This is a genomic window from Azoarcus sp. DN11, from assembly GCF_003628555.1.
Taxonomy (GTDB): Bacteria; Pseudomonadota; Gammaproteobacteria; order Burkholderiales; family Rhodocyclaceae; genus Aromatoleum.
In genome coordinates this window covers 3479373-3499512 of record NZ_CP021731.1, presented here as the reverse complement: position 1 = coordinate 3499512, position 20140 = coordinate 3479373, and the positions used below count along the sequence as shown (strand labels likewise).

Annotated in this window: 15 protein-coding genes; 14 read left to right on the top strand and 1 reads right to left on the bottom strand. The window is 67.4% G+C overall.

From position 1 onward, the window contains the following. Positions 1–192: 192 nt before the first annotated feature. The 14 genes from CDA09_RS16095 to CDA09_RS16030 all read left to right on the top strand — a co-directional run bounded on the left by CDA09_RS16095 (position 193) and on the right by CDA09_RS16030 (position 18046). Positions 193–1572, top strand: a complete 1380-nt coding sequence (locus CDA09_RS16095; protein ID WP_121429579.1) for a DUF1329 domain-containing protein — start codon at positions 193–195, stop codon at positions 1570–1572. Between the two features lie 27 nt (positions 1573–1599). Next, positions 1600–3402: a DUF1302 domain-containing protein gene (locus CDA09_RS16090; protein ID WP_121429578.1), complete on the top strand. Its 1803-nt coding sequence runs from the start codon at positions 1600–1602 to the stop codon at positions 3400–3402. 61 nt (positions 3403–3463) lie between these two features. Further along, positions 3464–5827, top strand: coding sequence for an efflux RND transporter permease subunit (locus CDA09_RS16085; RefSeq protein WP_121429577.1), 2364 nt, complete (start codon positions 3464–3466; stop codon positions 5825–5827). Positions 5828–5838: 11 nt separating this feature from the next. Next, positions 5839–6810, top strand: coding sequence for a WD40/YVTN/BNR-like repeat-containing protein (locus CDA09_RS16080; protein ID WP_121429576.1), 972 nt, complete (start codon positions 5839–5841; stop codon positions 6808–6810). A 21-nt stretch (positions 6811–6831) separates the two neighbouring features. Then, positions 6832–7311 (top strand): tellurite resistance TerB family protein, encoded by a 480-nt coding sequence (locus CDA09_RS16075; protein ID WP_121429575.1) that lies wholly within the window; start codon positions 6832–6834, stop codon positions 7309–7311. An 86-nt stretch (positions 7312–7397) separates the two neighbouring features. Then, on the top strand, positions 7398–8900 hold the full coding sequence (locus tag CDA09_RS16070) for an aldehyde dehydrogenase family protein (protein ID WP_121429574.1): 1503 nt from the start codon (positions 7398–7400) through the stop codon (positions 8898–8900). A 65-nt stretch (positions 8901–8965) separates the two neighbouring features. Next, positions 8966–10567, top strand: coding sequence for a quinohemoprotein amine dehydrogenase subunit alpha (gene peaA, locus CDA09_RS16065; protein WP_121429573.1), 1602 nt, complete (start codon positions 8966–8968; stop codon positions 10565–10567). An 18-nt stretch (positions 10568–10585) separates the two neighbouring features. Further along, positions 10586–12013 (top strand): quinohemoprotein amine dehydrogenase maturation protein, encoded by a 1428-nt coding sequence (peaB, locus tag CDA09_RS16060; RefSeq protein WP_121429572.1) that lies wholly within the window; start codon positions 10586–10588, stop codon positions 12011–12013. Next, a complete protein-coding gene (qhpC, locus tag CDA09_RS16055; protein WP_050416581.1) occupies positions 12010–12330 on the top strand; it encodes a quinohemoprotein amine dehydrogenase subunit gamma in 321 nt (106 codons plus the stop codon). The genes peaB and qhpC overlap by 4 nt, the downstream gene beginning before the upstream one ends. A 3-nt stretch (positions 12331–12333) precedes the next feature. Continuing rightward, entirely contained in the window at positions 12334–13431 is a 1098-nt protein-coding gene (gene peaD / locus CDA09_RS16050; protein WP_286164173.1) for a quinohemoprotein amine dehydrogenase subunit beta, read from the top strand. 257 nt (positions 13432–13688) lie between these two features. Then, positions 13689–15407, top strand: coding sequence for an ABC transporter ATP-binding protein (locus tag CDA09_RS16045; protein ID WP_121429571.1), 1719 nt, complete (start codon positions 13689–13691; stop codon positions 15405–15407). Next, a complete protein-coding gene (gene qhpE, locus CDA09_RS16040; RefSeq protein ID WP_121429570.1) occupies positions 15404–16099 on the top strand; it encodes a subtilisin-like serine protease QhpE in 696 nt (231 codons plus the stop codon). Before CDA09_RS16045 ends, qhpE begins: the two co-directional genes overlap by 4 nt. Continuing rightward, entirely contained in the window at positions 16096–16998 is a 903-nt protein-coding gene (locus CDA09_RS16035; RefSeq protein WP_121429569.1) for a hypothetical protein, read from the top strand. Before qhpE ends, CDA09_RS16035 begins: the two co-directional genes overlap by 4 nt. Before the next feature lies 1 nt (position 16999). Beyond that, complete coding sequence (locus CDA09_RS16030; RefSeq protein WP_121429568.1) at positions 17000–18046, top strand: U32 family peptidase; 1047 nt, start codon at positions 17000–17002, stop codon at positions 18044–18046. A 601-nt stretch (positions 18047–18647) separates the two neighbouring features. Here CDA09_RS16030 and aspA read toward each other — a convergent pair. Continuing rightward, positions 18648–20087 carry an aspartate ammonia-lyase gene (gene aspA / locus CDA09_RS16025; protein ID WP_121429567.1) on the bottom strand — a complete coding sequence of 480 codons (1440 nt, stop codon included), beginning with the start codon at positions 20085–20087 and terminating at the stop codon, positions 18648–18650. Between the last annotated feature and the right edge of the window lie 53 nt (positions 20088–20140).

Below are 20140 nucleotides of genomic sequence, written 5' to 3'. Positions count from 1 at the left end.
GGTTTGCGCGCGTTGTCGCTCGGGACGAGCTGCCGGGGCTCACGGTGCGGATTGCCGATTTCGGATAACGGTCTGCGAAAGGCGCTTCCTACAATCGACGCCATCGGTTGCAGGTCGGCGCGTGCGCCGGCCGTGACGACCGGACAAGAAGCCGGCCAAACGGCACATCACATCAAGTGAGGAGACGACAACATGACCATAAGGACCAGGAGGTCGCCTGGCCTCGCGCTCGTTTGCATGACCGTTGCAGCCGTGCTGGGCAACGGCGCGGCGCGGGCGGCGGCGACCGAGGCGGAGGCGGCGACGCTGGGCAAGAGCCTGACGCCGGTCGGCGCGGAGCAGGCGGCGAGCAAGGACGGCGCGATTCCGGCGTGGAGCGGCGGGATGACGCAGGTGCCGGCGGGGTGGAAGCCGGGGCATCTCGATCCGTTCAAGGACGACAAGCCGCAGTTCTCGATCGATGCGGGCAACGTCGACAAGTACGCGGACAAGCTCTCGGCCGGCCAGATCGCGCTGATCAAGGCCTACAAGGGCTACCGCATGGACGTGTATCCGAGCCGGCGGAGCTGTCCGGTGCCGGATTTCGTCGCCGCGCAGACGAAGAAGAACGCCACGGCGGCGAAGCTGGGGGCGGACGGGTGGCAGCTCGAGCAGGTGTTCGGCGCGGGCGTGCCTTTCCCGGTGCCGAAGTCGGGTGCCGAAGTGATGTGGAACTACAAGCTGCGCTACACCGGGCTGGGGCGGCGCGCGCAGATCTCGGCGCTGATGCCGGAGAAGGACGGCAGCTACGTCGAGAACAAGCAGTGGGCGTACGAGATGTACCCCTTCAACGACCCGAAGGTGACCGGGCCGGCGGACGTGGGCGGGGTGGAGTCGAAGCTGCTGTACGACGTGCTGACGCCGCCGTCGCGCGCGGGCGAGGGCTACCTGATCCACGCCTACATCGACAAGCCGCAGGATGCGTGGATCTACTTCCCGGGCCAGCGCCGCGTGCGCCGCTCGCCGACCTTCGCTTACGACAACCCGATCGCCGGCTTCGACAACCTGTACTTCGTCGACCAGATCAACATGTTCACGGGCGCGCTGGATCGCTACGACTACAAGCTGGTGGGCAAGAAGGAGATGTACGTGTCGTACAACTCCTACAAGCTGATCGACAAGAAGCAGAAGTTCAAGGACATGCTCGGACCCGAGTATGTGAAGCGCGACCTGATGCGCTACGAGCCGCACCGCGTGTGGGTCGTGGAGGCGACGGTGAAGCCCGACAAGCGCCACTCCTTCGCAAAGCGGGTGTTCCACTTCGACGAGGATTCGTGGGCGCTGCTGCAGGTGGACATGTACGACGCCAAGGGCAACCTGTGGCGCGTGCAGGAGGGCAGCCTGTGGGCGGCGCCGGACGTGGGTGCGTGCATGGCGTACGAGACGCAGATGTATGACCTGATTGCGCGCCGCTACGTGGTCGACAACTGGACTGCCGAGGGCGAGGTGCTGGACCTGACTGCTGCCAAGGATGGCCGTATCACTGCGGCCAACTTCACGCAGGACGAAATGCGCCGCCGCGGCGAGCGCTGACCCGCACTCCACCCAGGGAGAATCTCCATGAAGAAGAGGACGATTTCGGATCGTCGGGGCCCGCTCGCGCCTTCGATCCTGGCAGTTGCGGTTGCGGCGGCGTGCTGGTCGCCGGCGAGTCATGCGTTTCGCTTCGGCTCCGAGGACGGGATCTCGGGCAGCCTGGACAGCACGATCTCGTACGGCGTGATCAGCCGGCTGCAGTCGGCGAGCTGCAAGACTCTCGGCAACGACAGCGGCGGCTGCAACAACGGCGCGAACAATGAACTGTCGAAGGTGTTCAACCTGGGCAACGGCCTGGGTTACGCGAACGCCGACTTCAATTTCACGAACTTCGACGACGGCAACCTCAATTTCAAGAAGAACGACATCGTCTCGGCGGTGCTGAAGGGCACGCACGACCTGTCGCTGAAATACGGGGACGGCTGGAGCGCGCTGGCGCGTGTGAACTGGTTCGTGGACACGAAGTCGGACGACACGCGCCGCACGGATGCCGCGAACGAGGCAACGGGGAATGCGACGCTGCTGGACCTGTGGGTGGCCAAGGAGTTCACCCTCGGCGACCGGCGCGGCAAGGTCAAGCTCGGCAACCAGGTGATCTCCTGGGGCGAGGACATCTTCATCGTCGGCGGCGTGAACCAGATCAACGCCATCGACTTGCAGAAGTTCCATGTGCCGGGGACGCAGCTGAAGGAGATCTTCATCCCGGCGCCGATGCTGTCGGCCTCGCTCGCGCTGACGGAGAGGCTCGGCGCGGAGGCGTACTACCAGTTCCGCTGGAACGGCTTCAAGTTCGATCCGGTGGGCTCCTTCTTCTCGACCGCGGACGTGCTCGGCAAGGGGCGACGGGTGGCGTACGTGCCGACCAGCATCGTCGAGGCCTTTGCCGGTCCGGGCGCCTGTGCCGGCTTGCCGACCGGGCATTGCGGCGACAATCCGGGCATCTCGGATGCGGCGGCGGTCGCGGCCGGCATCGCGGTGCCCTTCCTCGGCACGAAGGAGCCGAAGAAGACCGGCCAGTACGGCGTGAACTTCCGCTACAACGCCGAAGAGATCGACACCGAGTTCGCCCTCACCTACCAGCGTTACCACGACAAACTGCCCTTCCTGGGCTTCACCGGCAATACCGCCGGCGCCGTCACCGGGTATTTCATCGCCTACGGCGAGGACAAGGATTTGTACGCGATTTCGGCGAACACCAAGCTCGCGAACATCGCCGTCGGCGCGGAGCTGTCGTACCGGCCGAAGGACAGCGTCGGCATCGACCCGACGGTGCCTTTCGGCAACATTTTCGGCGGGCCGTCGAGCAAGTTCAGCATCTACGAACACGGTAGCAACCCGGGCTTCATCGAGGAGGAGAAGTACCAGTTCCACCTCACGGGCTTTTACACCTTCTCGCACAACGACCCACTCGGCGGCGTCGCGAAGGCACTGGGGGCGACCGACGGCTTCATCCTCGCCGAGACCGCGGTCGCGTATTACCCGGGGCTCGACACCAGCGGGCGCACGCCGCTGTTCCTGCCGGACTACTCCCTGCCGAACAAGACCTCGTGGGGCTACGTCGTCGAGGCCGCGTTGAACTACCCGAACGTGTGGGGCTCCGGCGTCACGCTCACGCCGCAGATCGACTGGGCCCACGACGTCCGCGGCACGACGCCGAACGGGCTGCCCTTCGTCGAGGGGCGCAAGGCGCTGACGCTGTCGTTGTTCGCGAACTACCGCGATGCGTGGAAGGGGGCGATCCAGTGGGTGACCTTCTCCGGCGGCGGGGCCAACAACCTGATGCGCGACCGCGATTTCCTCGCGGCGAGCGTTTCGTACTCGTTCTGATGCACCTGCCGGCCCTGTGGGAGCGTGACTTCCGCAGGGCCGGCCCAACGGATAACCCGAAATGATAGAGAGACTCGTGCGGACGATGCAGCGCGTGTGCTTCAGGCACCGCCTGCCGATCCTGCTTGCCTTGCTCGGCTTTACCGTGGTGATGGCGCTGTTCGCGTCGCGCCTGCACATGAGCGCGGGCTTCGACAAGCAGTTGCCGCAGAACCACGAATACATCCAGACCTTCAACCAGTATCGCGAGGTGCTGTTCGGCGCAAACCGCATCATCGTGACCGTCGAGGCGAAGCAGGGCGACATCTGGAACGAGAAGGCACTGACGAAGCTGTACGACGTGACGCAGGCGCTGTTCTTCATGAAGGGCGTCGACCGGCGCACGGTGACGTCCTTGTGGACGCCCAACACGCGGGCGGTGCAGATCACCGAAGAAGGCATGAAGGCCGAGGACGTGATCGGCGGCGACGTCACGGTGAAGGCGCTCACGCCGGAGAACATCACGGCGATCCGCGAGCGCACGATCGTCGGCGGTTTCATCGGCTCGCTGGTGGCGAACGATTCATCGTCGGCGATGGTGGTCGCGGAACTCGCCGACCCGGATCCGCAGACCGGCGAGCGTCTCGACTACGCGGAGTTCAGCAAGCGGCTGGAGCGCGAGGTGCGTGACACCTTCAGCGACGCCGACGTGAGGATCCGCATCATCGGCTTCGCCAAGCAGATGGGCGACATCTCGGAAGGCGCGACGAGCGTGATCGAGTTCTTCGCGCTCGCCTTCCTGCTGACCGCCGCGGCCGTCTATTGGTATACGCGCTCCTGGCTGCTGACCTTCCTGCCGCTGTCGTGCTCGCTGGTGTCGGTGGTGTGGCAGTTCGGCACGATCACGCTGCTGGGCTTCGGCCTCGATCCGCTGGCGATCCTGGTGCCCTTCCTGGTGTTCGCGATCGGGGTGTCGCACGGCATCCAGCAGGTGAACTACATCGCCAAGGAGGTCATCAACGGCGCCGACGGCTACACCGCCGCGAGCCGCAGCTTCACCGGCCTGCTGGTGCCGGGCACGCTGGCGCTGATCACCGCTTTCGTCGGCTTCGCGACGCTGGTGCTGGTGCCGATCCCGATGATCCGCGAGCTCGCGATCACGGCGTCGGTGGGCGTTGCGTACAAGATCGTGACGAACCTGATCATGCTGCCGGTGGTCGCGAGCTACTTCCGCTTCGACGAGCGCTTCGTGCTGCGCGCGACCAAGATGGAGGCGCTGCGCAACCGCATGATGGCGTCGCTCGGCGTGCATATCGCCAATCCGCGCAACGCCGCGATCGGCACGCTGGTGTGCCTCGCCTTGTTGGCGGTCGCGGTGTGGCAGAGCCAGGGGCGGCACGTCGGCCACGTGCTGCCGGGGGCGCCCGAACTGCACAACGACTCGCGCTACAACCAGGACGTCGAGGCGGTGGTCGCGCGCTACGCGCTCGGGCTGGACCTGCTGACGGTGGTGGTCGAGTCGCCCGCGGATGGCTGCTACCGCCACGACATCATGAGCCATGTCGACCGCCTGACCTGGTATCTCGCGAACGTGCCGGGTGTGCTCTCGGCGCAATCGCTGCCGGCGATGACGAAGCTCGCGGCCTCGGGCGTCAATGAAGGCAATCCGAAATGGGCCGCGCTCCCGCAGGAGGAGCTGACGCTGGGCGAGGCGGTGCGCCAGGTGCCGGAAGGCATGCGCCTCTTCAACCCGGAGTGCACGCTGCTGCCGGTGAACCTGTATCTGGCGGACCACAAGGCGTCGACGATCAAGGAGGTGGTCGCGGCGGTGAAGCACTTCCGCGAGACCCAGCCTTTCCCCGGTGTGACGGTGCGGCTCGCGAGCGGCAACGCGGGCGTGCAGGCCGCGACCAACGAGGTGGTCGAGCACTCGGAGCTGCCGATGATGCTTTACGTGTATGCCACGATCCTGGTGCTGGTGTTCGCGGTGTATCGCGACTGGCGTGCGATGGTCGCGTGCTGCCTGCCGCTGACGCTGGCGACCTTCCTCGGCTACTGGTTCATGAAGGCGCTCGACATCGGCCTGACGGTCGCGACGCTGCCGGTGATGGTGCTGGCGGTGGGGATCGGCGTCGATTACGCGTTCTACATCTACAACCGGCTGCAGATGCACCTCGCGCACGGCGAGGACATCGTCACCGCGTTCAAGCAAGCCTTGCGCGAGATCGGCGTGGCGACCGTATTCACGGCGGTGACGCTGTCGATCGGCGTGGCGACCTGGTCCTTCTCGGCGCTGAAGTTCCAGGCCGACATGGGGATGCTGCTGACCTTCATGTTCATGATGAACATGATCATGGCGATCACGCTGCTGCCCGCGCTGGCGGTGACGATCGACGTGCTGATCCCGCGCCGCGGCCCCGTCCGTGCGCCGCTGATGGCCCACTGAGGGGGGACGCGATGAAGACAGGCAATCGTATCGGGCAGGCCCTGCTGGGCCTGTGTCTGGCGGCCAGCGCCACGGTGTTCGCAGCCGCACCGGCTGAAGCGGCGAAAGTGCCGGCGCCGGCGATGAAGGCGCGGCTGGCGGCGAAGGTGCCGGTGACGGGACTGGTGCGCGCGGGCAGTGCGCTCGTCGCGGTCGGCGACTACGGCACGATCGTGCGTTCGGCCGACGAGGGCAGGACCTGGCAGCAGGCAGAGGTGCCGGTGAGCACGCTGCTGACCGCCGTGCATTTCGTCGATGAGGCGCACGGCTGGGCGGTGGGCCACGGCGGCGTGATCCTCGCGACGGCCGACGGCGGTGCGACCTGGCAGGTGCAGGTGACGCTGGACGACAAGCCGGTGCTGCTGTCGGTGTATTTCGCCGACGCGCAACGCGGCTACGCGGTCGGCGCGTACGGCGCGGCATTCGTGACGCGGGATGGCGGTCACAAATGGACGCGCCTGGCGGTGGGCAGCGGCCACGATGGGGACCTGCATCTGAACCACATCTTCGGTACCCGCGACGGGAAGCTCTTCATCGCGGCCGAAACCGGCGTCGCGTTCCGTTCGACCGATCGCGGCGCGAGCTGGACCAGGCTCGCGACCGGCGTGTCGGGTTCGCTGTGGAGCGGACTGGAGCGAACGGATGGCGAAATCGTGCTGCTGGGCATGAGCGGGCGCGTGATCGCGAGCCGCGACGGCGGCACCAGCTGGCAGGTGCGCGATACCGGGACCGAGCAGTCGCTCACGTCGGGGATCGCACTCGCGAACGGCGGCCTGATCGTCGTCGGTGCGGGCGGGGTCGTGCTGCGCGGCAGCGGGACGGCGCCTTTCCAGTTGGAGGTCCGCCCCGACCGCCAGAACCTCGCCGCCGTCGTCGCGGCGCCGACGGGGGCCGTCGTCGTCGCCGGTCAGCTCGGCGTCGAGCGGCTCGTTCCCGGCAAATAACCAGGACAGGGAGGCGTACGCATGTTCAACAAACTGATGGCGCTGCTGTCGGGCGAACTCCAGGCCGAAGGACTCGAAACAGGGCCCTTCAAGCGCCGGCACATCGCGGTCGCCGCTTTGCTGCTGGAGGTGATGTACATCGACCACCGCGCGAGCGAACACGAACAGGCGGCGATCGGGCGCCTGCTGCGCGAGCACTTTTCCCTGCCCGACGAGGCCGTGCGCGAGCTCCTTCGGGTTGCCGACGAGCGCTATGCCGAAGCGCTCGACGACTGGGAATTCGCCGAGGCGGTGCGGGCCGGTTTCAACGCCGCCGAGCGGCGCGAGGTGCTGACGATGCTGTGGGAAGTCGTCTACGCGGACGGTGACCTCGCGCGGCTCGAAGACCGCCTGGTGGCGCGGCTCGCGCAGCAGCTCGATCTCGATTCGGATGCCGTCGATGCGGCGCGGGCGACAGCAGTGGCGCGTGCCGGGCTGATCGACGACGGGCCGGACGCCTGAATCGTCTTCGGCAGATCCGGCCTTCGGCTCATCGGCCCTGCGAATCGTTTCGAAAGACCAACCAATAAGACAGAGGAGACACATTCATGGAGCGTTACCACGGACAGCAACTGAGCGAAGGCGCGCGGCGCTTTCTGCAGCGTCCGCAGCGCATGCTGATCGGCCCCGAATGGCTGGAGGCGGCGAGCGGCGAGACACTGGCGGTGATCGATCCGGCGAGCGGCGAGAAGTTTTCCAGCGTGCCGGCAGGTGGAGCGGCAGATATCGACCGTGCCGTCGCGGCGGCGCGACGCGCCTTCGAGAGCGGCGACTGGCCGAAGATGCGCCCGGTCGACCGCGAGCGCCTGCTGCTGAAATTCGCCGACCTCGTGGAGGCGAACGCGCAGGAACTGGCCGAGATCGAGTCGCTCGACAACGGCAAGCCGGTGATGATGGCGCGCCATGTCGACGTCGCGCTGGTGGTCGATTTCCTGCGCTACATGGCGGGCTGGGCGACGAAGATCGAAGGCTCGACGATGGACGTGTCGGTGCCCATCATCCGCGACCGCGAGTTCTTCGGCTTCACGCGGCGCCAGCCCGTCGGCGTGGTCGGCGCGATCATCCCGTGGAACTTTCCCCTGCTGATGGCGGCGTGGAAGGTGGCGCCGGCGCTCGCCACCGGCTGCACGATGGTGCTGAAGCCGGCGGAGGAAACGCCGCTGTCGGCGCTGCGTTTTGCGGAGTTGGCGCTGGAGGCGGGCTACCCGGCGGGCGTGCTGAACGTCGTCACCGGCTTGGGCCACACCGCGGGCGCGGCGCTCGCGTCGCACCAGGGCGTCGAGAAGGTCGCCTTCACCGGTTCGACCGAGATCGGCAAGCTCGTCGGCAAGGCCGCGCTCGACAACATGACGCGCGTGTCGCTGGAACTGGGCGGCAAGAGCCCGGTGATCGTGCTCGACGACGCGGATGTGAGCATGGCCGCGGCCGGTGCCGCGCAGGCGATCTTCTTCAACCAGGGCCAGGTGTGCACGGCGGGGTCGCGCCTCTTCGTGCATAAGAGCCGCTTCGACGAGGTGCTCGAAGGCCTCTCCGGCATCGCCGCGAGCATGAAGCTCGGCGCCGGCATCGACCCGGCGACGCAGATCGGCCCGTTGGTGTCGGCGACGCAGCAAAAGCGCGTGCTGGGCTACATCGAGAGCGGCTTCAGTGAGGGCGCGCGGGCCGCGACGGGCGGTGCGGCGGGCGAGGGCGCGGGCTACTTCGTGAAACCCACGGTGCTCGTCGATACGACCGACGACATGAAGGTCGTGCGCGAGGAGATCTTCGGGCCAGTGGTCGTCGCGATGCCCTACGACGATCTCGACGAGGTTGCTCGGCGCGCGAACGACACGCCCTACGGGCTCGCCGCGAGCATCTGGTCGAACGACCTTTCGCGCGTGCATCGCCTGATCCCGAAGATCCAGGCCGGCACGGTGTGGGTGAACTGCCACAACATTCTCGACAACGCGATGCCTTTCGGCGGCTTCAAGCAGTCCGGCATCGGCCGCGAGATGGGGCGGGCGGTGCTCGACCTGTATACCGAATCCAAGTCCGTGATCATGGCGCTGTGAGTGAGGGAGGCGCTTCCCGCCAGCGCGCGGGGAGCGCATTGACTCACCGGAGAGTGGAGACAGAAGTGAAGGCGGAGACCAGAAAAATTACGCGCAGAACTCTGCGCAGTGTCGGCGCGCTCGCGCTGGCGATCGGACTTGGGGGAGCCGCCGTGGCGGCCCAGGACCCCGGACGCGACGTGATCGACAAGAAATGCGTGAGCTGTCACCTGGAGGGCGGCAAGCTCACGCGCATCCCCGAGATCCGCAAGTCGCCCGAAGGCTGGGACATGACGGTTACGCGCATGGGCATCTGGCACAAGGTCGAACTCACGACCGAGGAGCGCCGCGCCGTCGTGAAGTACCTCGCCGACCGCCAGGGTCTGGCGCCAGCGGAAAGCGCCGCGTTCCGTTCCCTGATGGAGCGCCGGCCGAACACGCAGGACACGCCGCCCGACGAGGAATTCGCCCAGATGTGCGGCCGCTGCCACAGCTTCGGGCGCGTCGCGCTGCAGCGCCGCGACGAGGACGAATGGCGCAAGCTGATGCACACCCACCTCGGCCAGTTCCCGAGCGCCGAATACTCAGCCCTCGGACGCGACCGCAACTGGTGGGAGATCGCCCGCGACAAGATGCCGGGGCGGCTGGCGGGCCTGTATCCGAAGAACACCGATGCCTGGCGCGACTGGAGCCGTGCGAAGCACCGCCCGGCCGACGGCCGTTGGGTGGTCGCGGGCGAGCGGCCCGGCTGGGGCCCCTATACCGGCACGATGACTGCCGTCCCGAAGGGCAAGGACAAGTACGAAGTGAACTACGAATTGCACTTCGGGCCCGGCAATACGGTGCGTGGCCACGGCGATGCGGTGATCTACACGGGCTACGAATGGCGCGGTTCGACGCGGCTCGGCAACGAGGACACGCGCGCGGTTTTCGCGCTGAGCGAGGACGGCTCGCGGATCTCCGGGCGCTGGTTCCTGAAGAACGCCGAGGAGATCGGTGCGACGTTCGAAGCGCTGCGGTCCGACAAGGCGGCGAAGAACGCGGTCGTCTCGGTGAGCCCGAAGATGCTGCGTGCGGGTGAGACGGCGACCGTGACGGTTGCGGGCGCCGGGCTCGACCCGAAGGTCGATCTCGGCCCCGGCGTGGAAGTCGTCGAATGGCTCGGCAAGTCGGCCGACGTGTTGAAGCTGCGTGTGAAGGTCGCGACCGATGCGCCGCAGGGCGTGCGCAAGGTCGCGGTCGGTGGCCGCGAGTCGGGGCAGACGCTGGCGGTGTACCGGCAGATCGATTCGGTGCGCGTCGAGCCCGCGTTCGCGATCGCGCGTCTGGGCGGTGGCACGAATCCGCCGGCGTCCGCGCAGTTCGATGCGGTCGCCTACCTCAACGGGCCGGACGGTAAGGCCGGCACAGACGACGACGTGCGTCTCGGCAGCGTCCCCGCAACCTGGTCGGCCGAACCTTTCGACGAGCGCGCGAAGCACGACGAGGACCTGAAGTTCGCCGGCCACATGGAGCCGCATGGCCAGTTCCTGCCGGCTTTCGCGGGCCCGAATCCGAACCGCCGCGGCCTCAATAACGTCGGCAACCTCGCGGTCGTCGCGACCGTGGCCGACGGAGAGCGCGCGCTCGATGCAAAAGGGCACCTGATGGTCACCGTGCAGCGCTGGAACCCGACGCCGCTGCGCTGACGAGTCAGGAGAGAGAACATGGCAACGCTCCAGATCCAACCCCACAACTACCGTGCGGTCCGCAAGGGCGACCGGCAGGTGCTGCTGCACGTGCCGACGACCTCGATCTTCGAGCTCGATCCGGCCGCATCCGAGCTGCTCGGGCTGTTCGAGGCGACGCCCGCGGTCAGCGCGGACGACATCCAGAGCCGCTTCGACGGCCGCTACACGCCCGCCGAGCTGTGCGACAGCCTGAGCGATTTCATCGACCTCGGCATCGTCGCGCCGCAGCCGAAGCACTACGAGATCCCGGCGCGCATCGTCGAACGTTCGCCGCTGAAGACGCTGGTGCTGACGCTGACCACCGGTTGCAACCTCGGCTGCAGCTACTGCTACCGCGAGGACCTGACCTCGCCGAAGAACTCCTCGGTGATGGACTTCCAGACCGGCGCGCGCTCGATCGACCTCTTGATGGACGAGGCGTGCGAGAACGAGCGCGTCGGCATCGTCTTCTTCGGCGGCGAGCCGCTGACGCGCATCGCGGTGATCCGCGACCTCGTCGAATATGCCGAGGACAAGGCCGCCGCGGCGGGCAAGGAGGCCGAGTTCTCGCTGACGACCAATGCGACGCTCCTCACCGACGAGATCATCGACTTCCTCGACGCGCACCGCTTCGGCATCACCGTCAGCATCGACGGCGACCAGGCGCAGCACGATCGCCATCGCCGCACGATCGCCGGCGGCGGCACCTACAGGACGGTCGCGATGCGCGTGAAGCGCTTGCTCGAACGCTACAAATCGAAGCCGGTCGGGGCACGCGTCACGCTTGCCTCCGGCAACCTCGACGTCGCCGCCATCTACAAGCATCTCCACGACGAGCTGGGTTTCTTCGAAGTCGGCTTCGCGCCCGCGACCGCTGGCCCCGATTCGCCGGTCGGGTTGAGCCGTGAGGAACTCGACATCGTCTTCGAAGCCTTCAAGGCTCTGGGGCGCGAGTACATCAGCGAGGCCAAGCGCGGCCGTCGTCACGGCTTCGGCAACATGCAGCAGCTGATGACGGACCTGTGGATGGGCACGCGGAAAGTGCTGCCCTGCGGCGCCGGCGTCGGTCTGCTGGCGGTCGGCACCAGCGGCAAGATTTCGCTGTGCCACCGTTTCACCGGCTCCGGGCTGGAGACCTTCGGTGACGTCGACAACGGCATCGCCCGCGAGTCCCTCACGCAGTTCATGACCCGCGCCCAGGCCCCGCACGGCGCCTGCCAGGTCTGCCCCGCGCGCAGCCTGTGCGCGGGCGGTTGCTACCACGAATCGTATTCGCGCTCCGGCGACCCCTTCCAGCCGACTTTCGAATACTGCGACCAGATCCGCGCATGGACGGCCTTCGGCCTCGAAGCCTTCGGCGAGATCGCGCTCGCCAACCCGGCGTTCTTCAACGCCGCCCTCGAACAAAGGAGTGCCCTGCAATGAAACGACTGCGAGCCCTGAACCACAAGGCGCACCTGATCGAACAGGCGGCCAGCGACGGCCATCGCGAGGAAGTGCAGCTGATGAGCAGCGTCGTCGGCTGCACGACGACCTTCGACCCCGGCTGGGAAGTCGATGCCTTCGGCGGACTGGCCAGCCTGTGCCAGCCGATGGAAGCCGATCTCTACGGCTGCACCGACCCCTGCTGGTGGCCGGCGCAGCTCGCCGACAGCCTGAACACCGCGCGTGACTGGACCGACGGCAAGAACTCGGCGCTGCGTGACTGGCGCGAACTGCAGACGCTTTTCCCGGGAGATTGAGCGATGAGGATGCTGCCCATCAAGAAGGCGCGAGCGGCGCTGGTGGTCCTATGCTGCGCGGCCGCGTCGCTGCCGGCGTTCGCCAAGGAATACCTCCTGACCGTCACGCGCCCGAACAACCTGCACGTCATCGATCCCGAGAAGCGCGAGGTGATCCGCACGATCGTGCTGCCCGGCGACGGCATCCCCGGCGCAATCTCCGTGCCGAAGGACGGCAAGGTCGCGTACGTGCTCACGAATCGCATGGAAAGCGTCGTCGGCGTCGATCTCGATACCGGCAAGCCGGTGTTCCGCGCCGACTTCTCGACGCCGCAGCGGCGCGTGAAGGGTTTTTTCGCCGTCACCGTGAGCGAGGACGGCAAGGAGCTCTACGCCCATCAGGCGCCAGTGCAGCTCGGGCGCTCCGAGTACCAGGTCGAGGACACCTACATCGCCGTCTTCGACACCGCCGACGGCCTGAACGCGAAGCCGCGCCGCACCTTCCCGGCGCCGCGCCGCATCAGCCTGCTCGCGCCGACCGGCAATCCGGATCACGTGATTGCGCTCGGCTGGGACATGTATCTCTTCAACACCAAGAGCGGCAAGCTCGAGAAGACTTTCCCGATCCGGCACTGGGAGCGGCCGGGCATGGGTGAGCCGGACGTGCTGGCGATGTGGGGCACCTACGAGCAGGCGCGAGTGCTGTCGACACCGTACTTCGTCGCCAAGACCGACGTTCCGCCCGATTCGCCGGAAGCGTTCAAGGCCGGCATCGCGATGTTCGACCTCGACGCGGAAACGCTGCAAGTCAGGGAGTTCGAGAACGCGACGACGGTGATGTTCTCGTCGGTGATCAACCCGGCCCGGCGCAACGAGGCCTTCCTCGTGATGAACCAGCTGAGCAAGGTCGATACCGACTCCGGCAAGCTGCTCAAACGCGTCGAGCTGCCTCAGACCTTCTACGCGATCAACATCTCGGGCGACGGCAAGGAGGTCTATGTCGGCGGCGCGCTCGACAAGGTGTCCATCCACGACGCGGAGACGCTGGAGAAGAAGGGCGAGATCACGATGCCCGGCGGGGCGGACCAGTCGATCGGCTGGATGCGGGTGGTGAAGCGCTGAGCGGTGATCGGGATGCCGATTCATGCGCTGCGAGGCTTGAACGCGCCCCCGACGGGAGGCACGCCGCGCCTCGTTGGACGCGTGGCGGACGCCTCGGCACGAAGTGCCTCCCGTCGGGGGCTGCGCCGTGCCGATGGCGACGGACGTAGGGCGGAAAAGCGGAGCGCCTTCCGCCAAATGTCGGCCGCGGGTTCGGCAGCTCATCCGGCAGCCTCGGCCTTCGGCTCATCCGCCCTGTGGGTTTGGAGGCGCTTACAATGATCCCGCTGAACGGCAGCCGCTCCTTGCCCCACCAGGCCCTCGCCTGGGCGTTGCCCTTGGTGCGCGAACGCGCGCGCATGGTCGCCGGCGTCGTCGTCCTGTCGTGCATCGGCTCGGCTGCGGCGCTGCTGCCGCCTTACCTCACGCAGCGTCTCGTCGACGACGGCATCGTCGGCGGCAAGGTCGGTCTGGTGCTGTGGCTCTGCGCGGCCTTCCTCGTCCTGATGGTCGGCGGCGTGCTCGTCGAAACGCTGTCCCGGCTCACCTACCTGAAGCTCTCCGCCCACGTCCTGTTCGGCCTGCGCGAGCAGGTCTGGCGACACCTGCAGACCCTCGCGCCCACTTATTATGCCCGCACGCGCGGCGGCGAGATCCTGTCGCGCCTCGACGGTGACGTCGCCGAAGTGCAGCGCTTCGCCCTCGACGCACCGATGGCGCTGCTCAATGGCGCGTTCTCGCTCACGGTCGCACTGGTGCTGATGCTGTCCCTGAGCCCGCTGCTCACGGCGCTCGTCTTCGCGCTCGTCCCGCTGCAGGTCGCGGCGCTGATGTTCACGCGCCCGTGGCTCGAAAAAAGCGCGCAGGCGATGCGCAAGGAAAGCGCCGCGATGTCGAGCTTCTTCGTCGAATCGCTGCGCGCGATGAAGTTCATCCAGGCGTCCAACGCCGCGCGGCGGCAGGAGGCGGGCCTGCGCGCGCACCACGGCGACTACTTCGCCGCGCTGCGCCGCTCGCAACTCGCGTCTCTCGGCGCGGGCGGCCTGCAGCGTCTGCTGTCGGGCATTGGCGTGCTGCTGGTGTTCGCGGTCGGCGGCTCGATGGCGGCGGCGGGCGAGCTGTCGGTCGGCGTCGTCGTCGCCTTCATCGCCTACACGACGCGCGCCGCCGGGCCGCTGCAGACGCTCGCCGGCGTGTTCATGGGCTGGCAGCGCGCCAAGGTCAGCCTGCAGCGCATCCGCGAGCTCGCCGCCGAGCAGCCGACCGTGCAGTCTCCGGCGAACGCCGTCCCGCTCGCGCAGCCGGTGCGCGGCGAACTGCGGCTCGACGCCGTGCGCTTCGGCTATGGCGCCGAGGCGGTGCTCGACGGCGCGACGCTCGACATCCCGGCCGGCACCAAGCTCGCGCTTGTCGGCGCATCCGGCGCCGGCAAATCGACGCTGATCGACCTGCTGCAGCGCCACTACGACCCGCAGGCCGGACGCCTGCTACTCGACGGCGTGCGTCTCGATCTGCTCGACCTCGCCGAACTGCGTCGGCAGGTCGTCGTCGTCGACCAGGAGCCGGTGCTGACGCCCGGCAGCGTGCGCGACAACCTGCGCTTCGTCGCCCCCGGCGCCGACGAGCCGGCGCTGCTGCGTGCGCTCGATCTCGCCGGCCTCGCGAAGCTCGCCCACGCCGGCGGACTCGACCGGCCCGTCGGCGCATCCGCGGCGGCCCTGTCGCGTGGCGAACGCCTGCGCATCGCGCTCGCCCGCGCGATCCTGCAGGACCCGGCAGTGCTGATCCTCGACGAGACGACTTCCGGGCTGGACCTCCCCGTCGCGCAGGCGATCATCGGGGCGGTCGACCATGTCTTCGCCGATCGCACCCGCATCGTCATCACCCACAACCTCGCGTCCGTCGGCGCGGTCGACCGAGTCGTCGAGCTGCGCGACGGCCGCCTCGTCGAGCATGTGCCGACCCGGCCCGCCGCACCCTTGCTGAGGATCGTATGAGCGTCATGGTCGGCATCGTGGACGGCGGCTTCGCGCGCGTACCTTCGCACGTGCTGCATCGGGCGGCGAGCTTTGCGCCGGTTCCCGATGGAAACGTGTGTCGTGCGCCCGTGGGTGGCCGCCCGCTGCCGCATGGCGAAGCCGTGGCGGCGCTCGTGCTCGAGGCCGCGCCGGCGGCGCGCCTCATCGACGCCCGCATCGCCTCGCACAAGCACGCCCCCACGCCTGCGATGGTCGCCGCCGCGATCGAATGGTGTGCCGGCGAGGGCGCGCGTGTCGTCAATCTGAGCCTGGGCCTGCTCGAAGACCGCACGGTCTTGCGCGACGCCTGCGCCCGTGCGCTCGCACAAGGCGTCGTGCTCGTCGCCGCAGCGCCGGCGCGCGGCACGCCGGTATTCCCCGCAACCTATCCCGGCGTGCTCTCCGTCAGCGGCGATGCGCGCTGCGCCCCCGGGCAGTGGTCGCTGCTGCAGGGCGAGACGTCCGGCGGCGCCGGCTGGGGCTGCTCGCCCGCGGGTCCCGCAAGAGCGACTGGCGGCGCCAGCATGGCGGCGGCGCGCTTCACCGGCATCGTCGCACGCGTCCTCGCCGACTTTCCCTCCGCGCGCCCCGACGGGCTCGTGGAACTCCTCGCCGCCCGCGCCAGCTGGCATGGGCGGGAACACAAGAGAATCGCGGAGATCGATTCATGACAAGCACACAGCACACCCCCACCCCCGACAGCGGTACCCGACCGATCGAACTGGGCTTCGCCCTCGTCGACGAACGCGAACTCGCGTCCTTCGCGCGCCACGAACGCCTCACCCGCGACGATTACCTCGACCCGTTGGGCGAGGCCCGCGACTGTGTCGCGCTCCCCGACGACGCCGAGCCGACGCATTTCTTCCTCGGCAGCGAGTTCTGCGAACACCTGTTGCCGAGCGTCGAAGCCATCGACCGCGCCGTCGCGCTGTGCGAACGCTGGGGCCTCACTTTCGGCCTCGTCACGCCCATCGCCTGCGACGGCCTGTTTCCGCCCTTGCGCGCGGCGCTTGCACGCCTGCCGGCGGGCGCCGAAGTCACCGTCAACGACTGGGGCATCGCGCGCCTCGTGCAGCGCGAGTTCCCCGATCTGCGGCCGGTCGCCGGACGCCTGCTCGGCAAGATGCTGAAGGACCCGCGCCTGCCGTCCGCCACCTGGGCGCGCATGTACCCCAACGGCCTGCGCGCCGGCCCCTTCCGCGACATCCTCGACGGGCTCGGCATCGGCCGCCTCGAACTCGACTTCCCGCCCTTCGGCGCGGCCGACATGTACGCCGGCATCGATTTTCCCGTCGGCGTGCGCGCGCCCTACGGCTACATCGCCAAGGGGCGCATCTGCAAGTTGGGCTCGCTCTCGCTCGACTCCCCGGAAAAATTCTCGCCCGGCCACAAGTGCCGCCGCGAATGCCTCGGCTTCAACGAAGTCGGCGCACGGCCCGGCACGAACGAACTCCCCACCTCGCAACGCGGCAACACGATGTACTACCGTCACGCGAAGGGTATGGCCACTGCCGTTGCCGAAGCGGTGAAGAACGGCTGGGTCAACCGCATCGTCCTCTCGGGAGCCTGACATGCGAATTACCGCCCCCATCAGCACCCCGGCCGAAGTCGAACCGCTCGTGCGCGCGGGTGCCCGCGAACTCTACTGCGGCGTCGTCCCGCCCGACTGGATCCAGCGGTTCAACACCTCCGGCGTGAATCGCCGCGTGTTCGGCAATCTCAACGGCTACGCGGATCTCGAACGCGTCGTCGACAAGGCCACGGCGCTCGACGCCGAGGTTTTCCTCGTCCTCAACGCCCAGCAATACGGCGAGCAGCATCTCGACGCGCTCACCGAGATCGGCACGCGCTTTCGCAGCATCGGCGGCAAGGCGGCGATCGTCGCCGACATCTCGCTGATCGCCTCGCTCGCCGCCAACGTGCCGGACCTCGACATCCACGTCAGCTCCGTCGCCACCTGCCGCAACGTCGAGTCCGCGCGCTTCTTCGCCGCGCTCGGGGCGAACCGCATCATCCTGCCGCGCGACGTCACCGTCGCCGAGATCGGCGCGATCACGGAAGCGCTGCCCGACCTCGACATCGAAGCCTTCGTCCTCAACGACGGCTGCGTGTTCGAGGAAGGCACCTGTCATACCGTGCATCTGCCGATGAACAAGGGCGGCCCGATCTGCATCGACAACTACCAGTTCGAATACCGCGCAACAGACGGCGGCCAGCCGCATGAGCGCGCACTGCGCCGCCTCGAACAGAACGACCTCGATTACAAGCGCTGGCTGTGGTACCGCTTCGGCAACGGCTTCTCGACCGCGCCGAACGGCTACCCTTGGGGACCGTGCGGCGTCTGCGCGATGCCGGCGATGCATGCGGCCGGTGTGCATGCGGTGAAGATCGCCGGCCGCGAGGGTGCGAGCGAGCGCAAGATCAAGAGCGTCGAGCTCGTCGCCCGCGTGCTGGAGCGGATCGCGGCCGGCGAGCCGGAAGACGCGGTACGCGAGTTCGCCGTCGGCCTGCGCGACGCACCGAGCCACTGCGCAGGCGGCTACATGTGCTACTACCCCGAGGTGCGGAGCCAGCAGGCGGTTGGCGATGCGGAAGCGAAGGTGCCGACCGCGGCCTGACCAGGAAAAAAAAAGAGCCCGGGCTCTGGAGGGGGCCCGGGCTGCAATCCACACCAAAGGAGGAGAGGGGTGGAGGAGACAGTTGAAAGATTAAACAAAAAAGTTGCGCTATGCAACTATAAGCATGTGAGAAGTTCTCATGGGGTGATTTGAGGCATAAATGACCGCCATCGACCGATCGCAAGCCATGCCTCCTGGCGTGCGTTCCCGCGCGTTCATGCGGGCCGTTGCGTCGCCTTCAACGGGACTTCAACCCGATCCGAACCACGCGCACTCGCCCGGACTCGGGGGCTGGCAAGCCAGCGCAGGCTGGCCCGGAAAAGAAAAAGCCCGGACGTTTGAAGGTCCGGGCTAAATCCACACCAAAGGAGGAGGGTGGAGGAGACGGGTTGAATCATATCGAATCGTCTTGTGCAATGCAATAAAGTTGTTCTACAAGTTTTCTATCGAGCGATCAGATATTCGTATGGCTCAATAGGCGCAGATGTTTTTCGGAATGTCTTGCATGTGCTGCGATGCAATATAAACCCGGCCCGGCCCGACCGCAGCAACGGCCGGCTCATGCCGTGGCCGGGTTGCGGTACGTTGCCGGGCAGCAGCGTCAGGCCAGTCCGACCAGTCCGACCAGCGGGCGCGGTTGCGTGAGCACCTCTGGCTTGAGGATTTCGTCGAGCTGCGCCTTCGTCAGCAGGCCTTTGGCAAGCACGAGCTCGTACACGCTGTCGCCGCTGACCAGCGCCTGTTGCGCGATCTCGGTGGCGTTGGCGTAGCCGATGTAAGGGTTCAGCGCGGTGACCAGCCCGATCGAGTTCTCGACGCTCTTGCGCAGCGCTTCGCGGTTCACGGTGATGCCCTTCACGCAGCGCTCGGCGAGCGTCAGGCAACCGGCGCGCAGGTGGGTGGCGCTCTTGAACAGGCTGTGGGCGATGATCGGCTCGAAGGCGTTGAGCTGCAGCTGGCCGGCTTCGGCGGCGAAGGAGATCGTCATGTCGTTGCCGATCACTTCGAACGCGATCTGGTTAACGACTTCCGGGATCACCGGATTGACCTTGCCCGGCATGATCGACGAGCCCGCCTGCATCGGTGGCAGGTTGATCTCGGCGAGCCCCGCACGCGGACCCGACGACAGCAGGCGCAGGTCGTTGCAGACCTTGGAGAGCTTCACCGCGACGCGCTTCAGCACCCCGGAGAGCTGCACGAAGCTGCCGCAGTCCTGCGTGGCTTCGACGAGGTTCGGCGCAGTCAGCACGGGGATGTCGGTGATTTCGGCGAGATTGCGGCAGACCATTCCGGCATAGTCCGGGTGGGCGTTGATGCCGGTGCCGATCGCGGTCGCGCCGAGGTTGATCTCGCGGATCAGCAGCACGGCTTCCTTCAGGCGCTCGATGTCCTCGCCGAGCATCACGACGTAGGTCGAGAACTCCTGGCCGACCGTCATCGGCACCGCGTCCTGCAGCTGGGTGCGGCCCATCTTCAGCACGTCGGCGAACTCGACCGCCTTCTCGTGGAAGGCATCGCGCAGCACCTCCATCGCCTCGATGAGCTGGAAGATGCCCGCGTAGCCGGCGAGCTTGAGCGCCGTCGGATACACGTCGTTGGTGCTCTGGCTCATGTTCACGTGCTCGTTCGGGTGCAGGCGGGCGTAGTCGCCCTTCGCGTGGCCGAGGAGTTCCAGCGCGCGGTTCGCGATCACTTCGTTGGCGTTCATGTTGGTCGAGGTGCCGGCGCCGCCCTGGATCACGTCGACGACGAACTGCTCATGCAGCGCACCGGCGCGGACTTCCTCGCAGGCGCGGACGATCGCATCGGTGCGCTCGGCGTCGAGCATGCCGAGCTGCTGGTTTGTCAGCGCGGCGGCCTGCTTGATCGCGGCGAGCGCGCGGACGAGCTCGGGGTAGATCGAGATCGGCGTGCCGGTGATCGGGAAGTTCTCGACGGCGCGCAGCGTGTGGACGCCGTAGTAGACGTCGGCGGGCACGGCGCGATCGCCCAGAAGATCGTGTTCGATGCGCTCGGCGGCGGGGGCGGTGGTGAAGGTCATCTTTGTTCCTGTCTCGTGGTGTGGGTGGGGTGCATGAATGCTACGGACGATGT

What these genes read in the sequence shown, in the direction of transcription:
- CDA09_RS16095 (WP_121429579.1), top strand. Translation starts at nt 193, where the DNA reads ATGACCATAAGGACCAGGAGGTCGCCTGGCCTCGCGCTCGTTTGCATG.
- CDA09_RS16090 (WP_121429578.1), top strand. Translation starts at nt 1,600, where the DNA reads ATGAAGAAGAGGACGATTTCGGATCGTCGGGGCCCGCTCGCGCCTTCG.
- CDA09_RS16085 (WP_121429577.1), top strand. Translation starts at nt 3,464, where the DNA reads ATGATAGAGAGACTCGTGCGGACGATGCAGCGCGTGTGCTTCAGGCAC.
- CDA09_RS16080 (WP_121429576.1), top strand. Translation starts at nt 5,839, where the DNA reads ATGAAGACAGGCAATCGTATCGGGCAGGCCCTGCTGGGCCTGTGTCTG.
- CDA09_RS16075 (WP_121429575.1), top strand. Translation starts at nt 6,832, where the DNA reads ATGTTCAACAAACTGATGGCGCTGCTGTCGGGCGAACTCCAGGCCGAA.
- CDA09_RS16070 (WP_121429574.1), top strand. Translation starts at nt 7,398, where the DNA reads ATGGAGCGTTACCACGGACAGCAACTGAGCGAAGGCGCGCGGCGCTTT.
- peaB (WP_121429572.1), top strand. Translation starts at nt 10,586, where the DNA reads ATGGCAACGCTCCAGATCCAACCCCACAACTACCGTGCGGTCCGCAAG.
- qhpC (WP_050416581.1), top strand. Translation starts at nt 12,010, where the DNA reads ATGAAACGACTGCGAGCCCTGAACCACAAGGCGCACCTGATCGAACAG.
- peaD (WP_286164173.1), top strand. Translation starts at nt 12,334, where the DNA reads ATGAGGATGCTGCCCATCAAGAAGGCGCGAGCGGCGCTGGTGGTCCTA.
- CDA09_RS16045 (WP_121429571.1), top strand. Translation starts at nt 13,689, where the DNA reads ATGATCCCGCTGAACGGCAGCCGCTCCTTGCCCCACCAGGCCCTCGCC.
- qhpE (WP_121429570.1), top strand. Translation starts at nt 15,404, where the DNA reads ATGAGCGTCATGGTCGGCATCGTGGACGGCGGCTTCGCGCGCGTACCT.
- CDA09_RS16035 (WP_121429569.1), top strand. Translation starts at nt 16,096, where the DNA reads ATGACAAGCACACAGCACACCCCCACCCCCGACAGCGGTACCCGACCG.
- CDA09_RS16030 (WP_121429568.1), top strand. Translation starts at nt 17,000, where the DNA reads ATGCGAATTACCGCCCCCATCAGCACCCCGGCCGAAGTCGAACCGCTC.
- aspA (WP_121429567.1), bottom strand. Translation starts at nt 20,087, where the DNA reads ATGACCTTCACCACCGCCCCCGCCGCCGAGCGCATCGAACACGATCTT.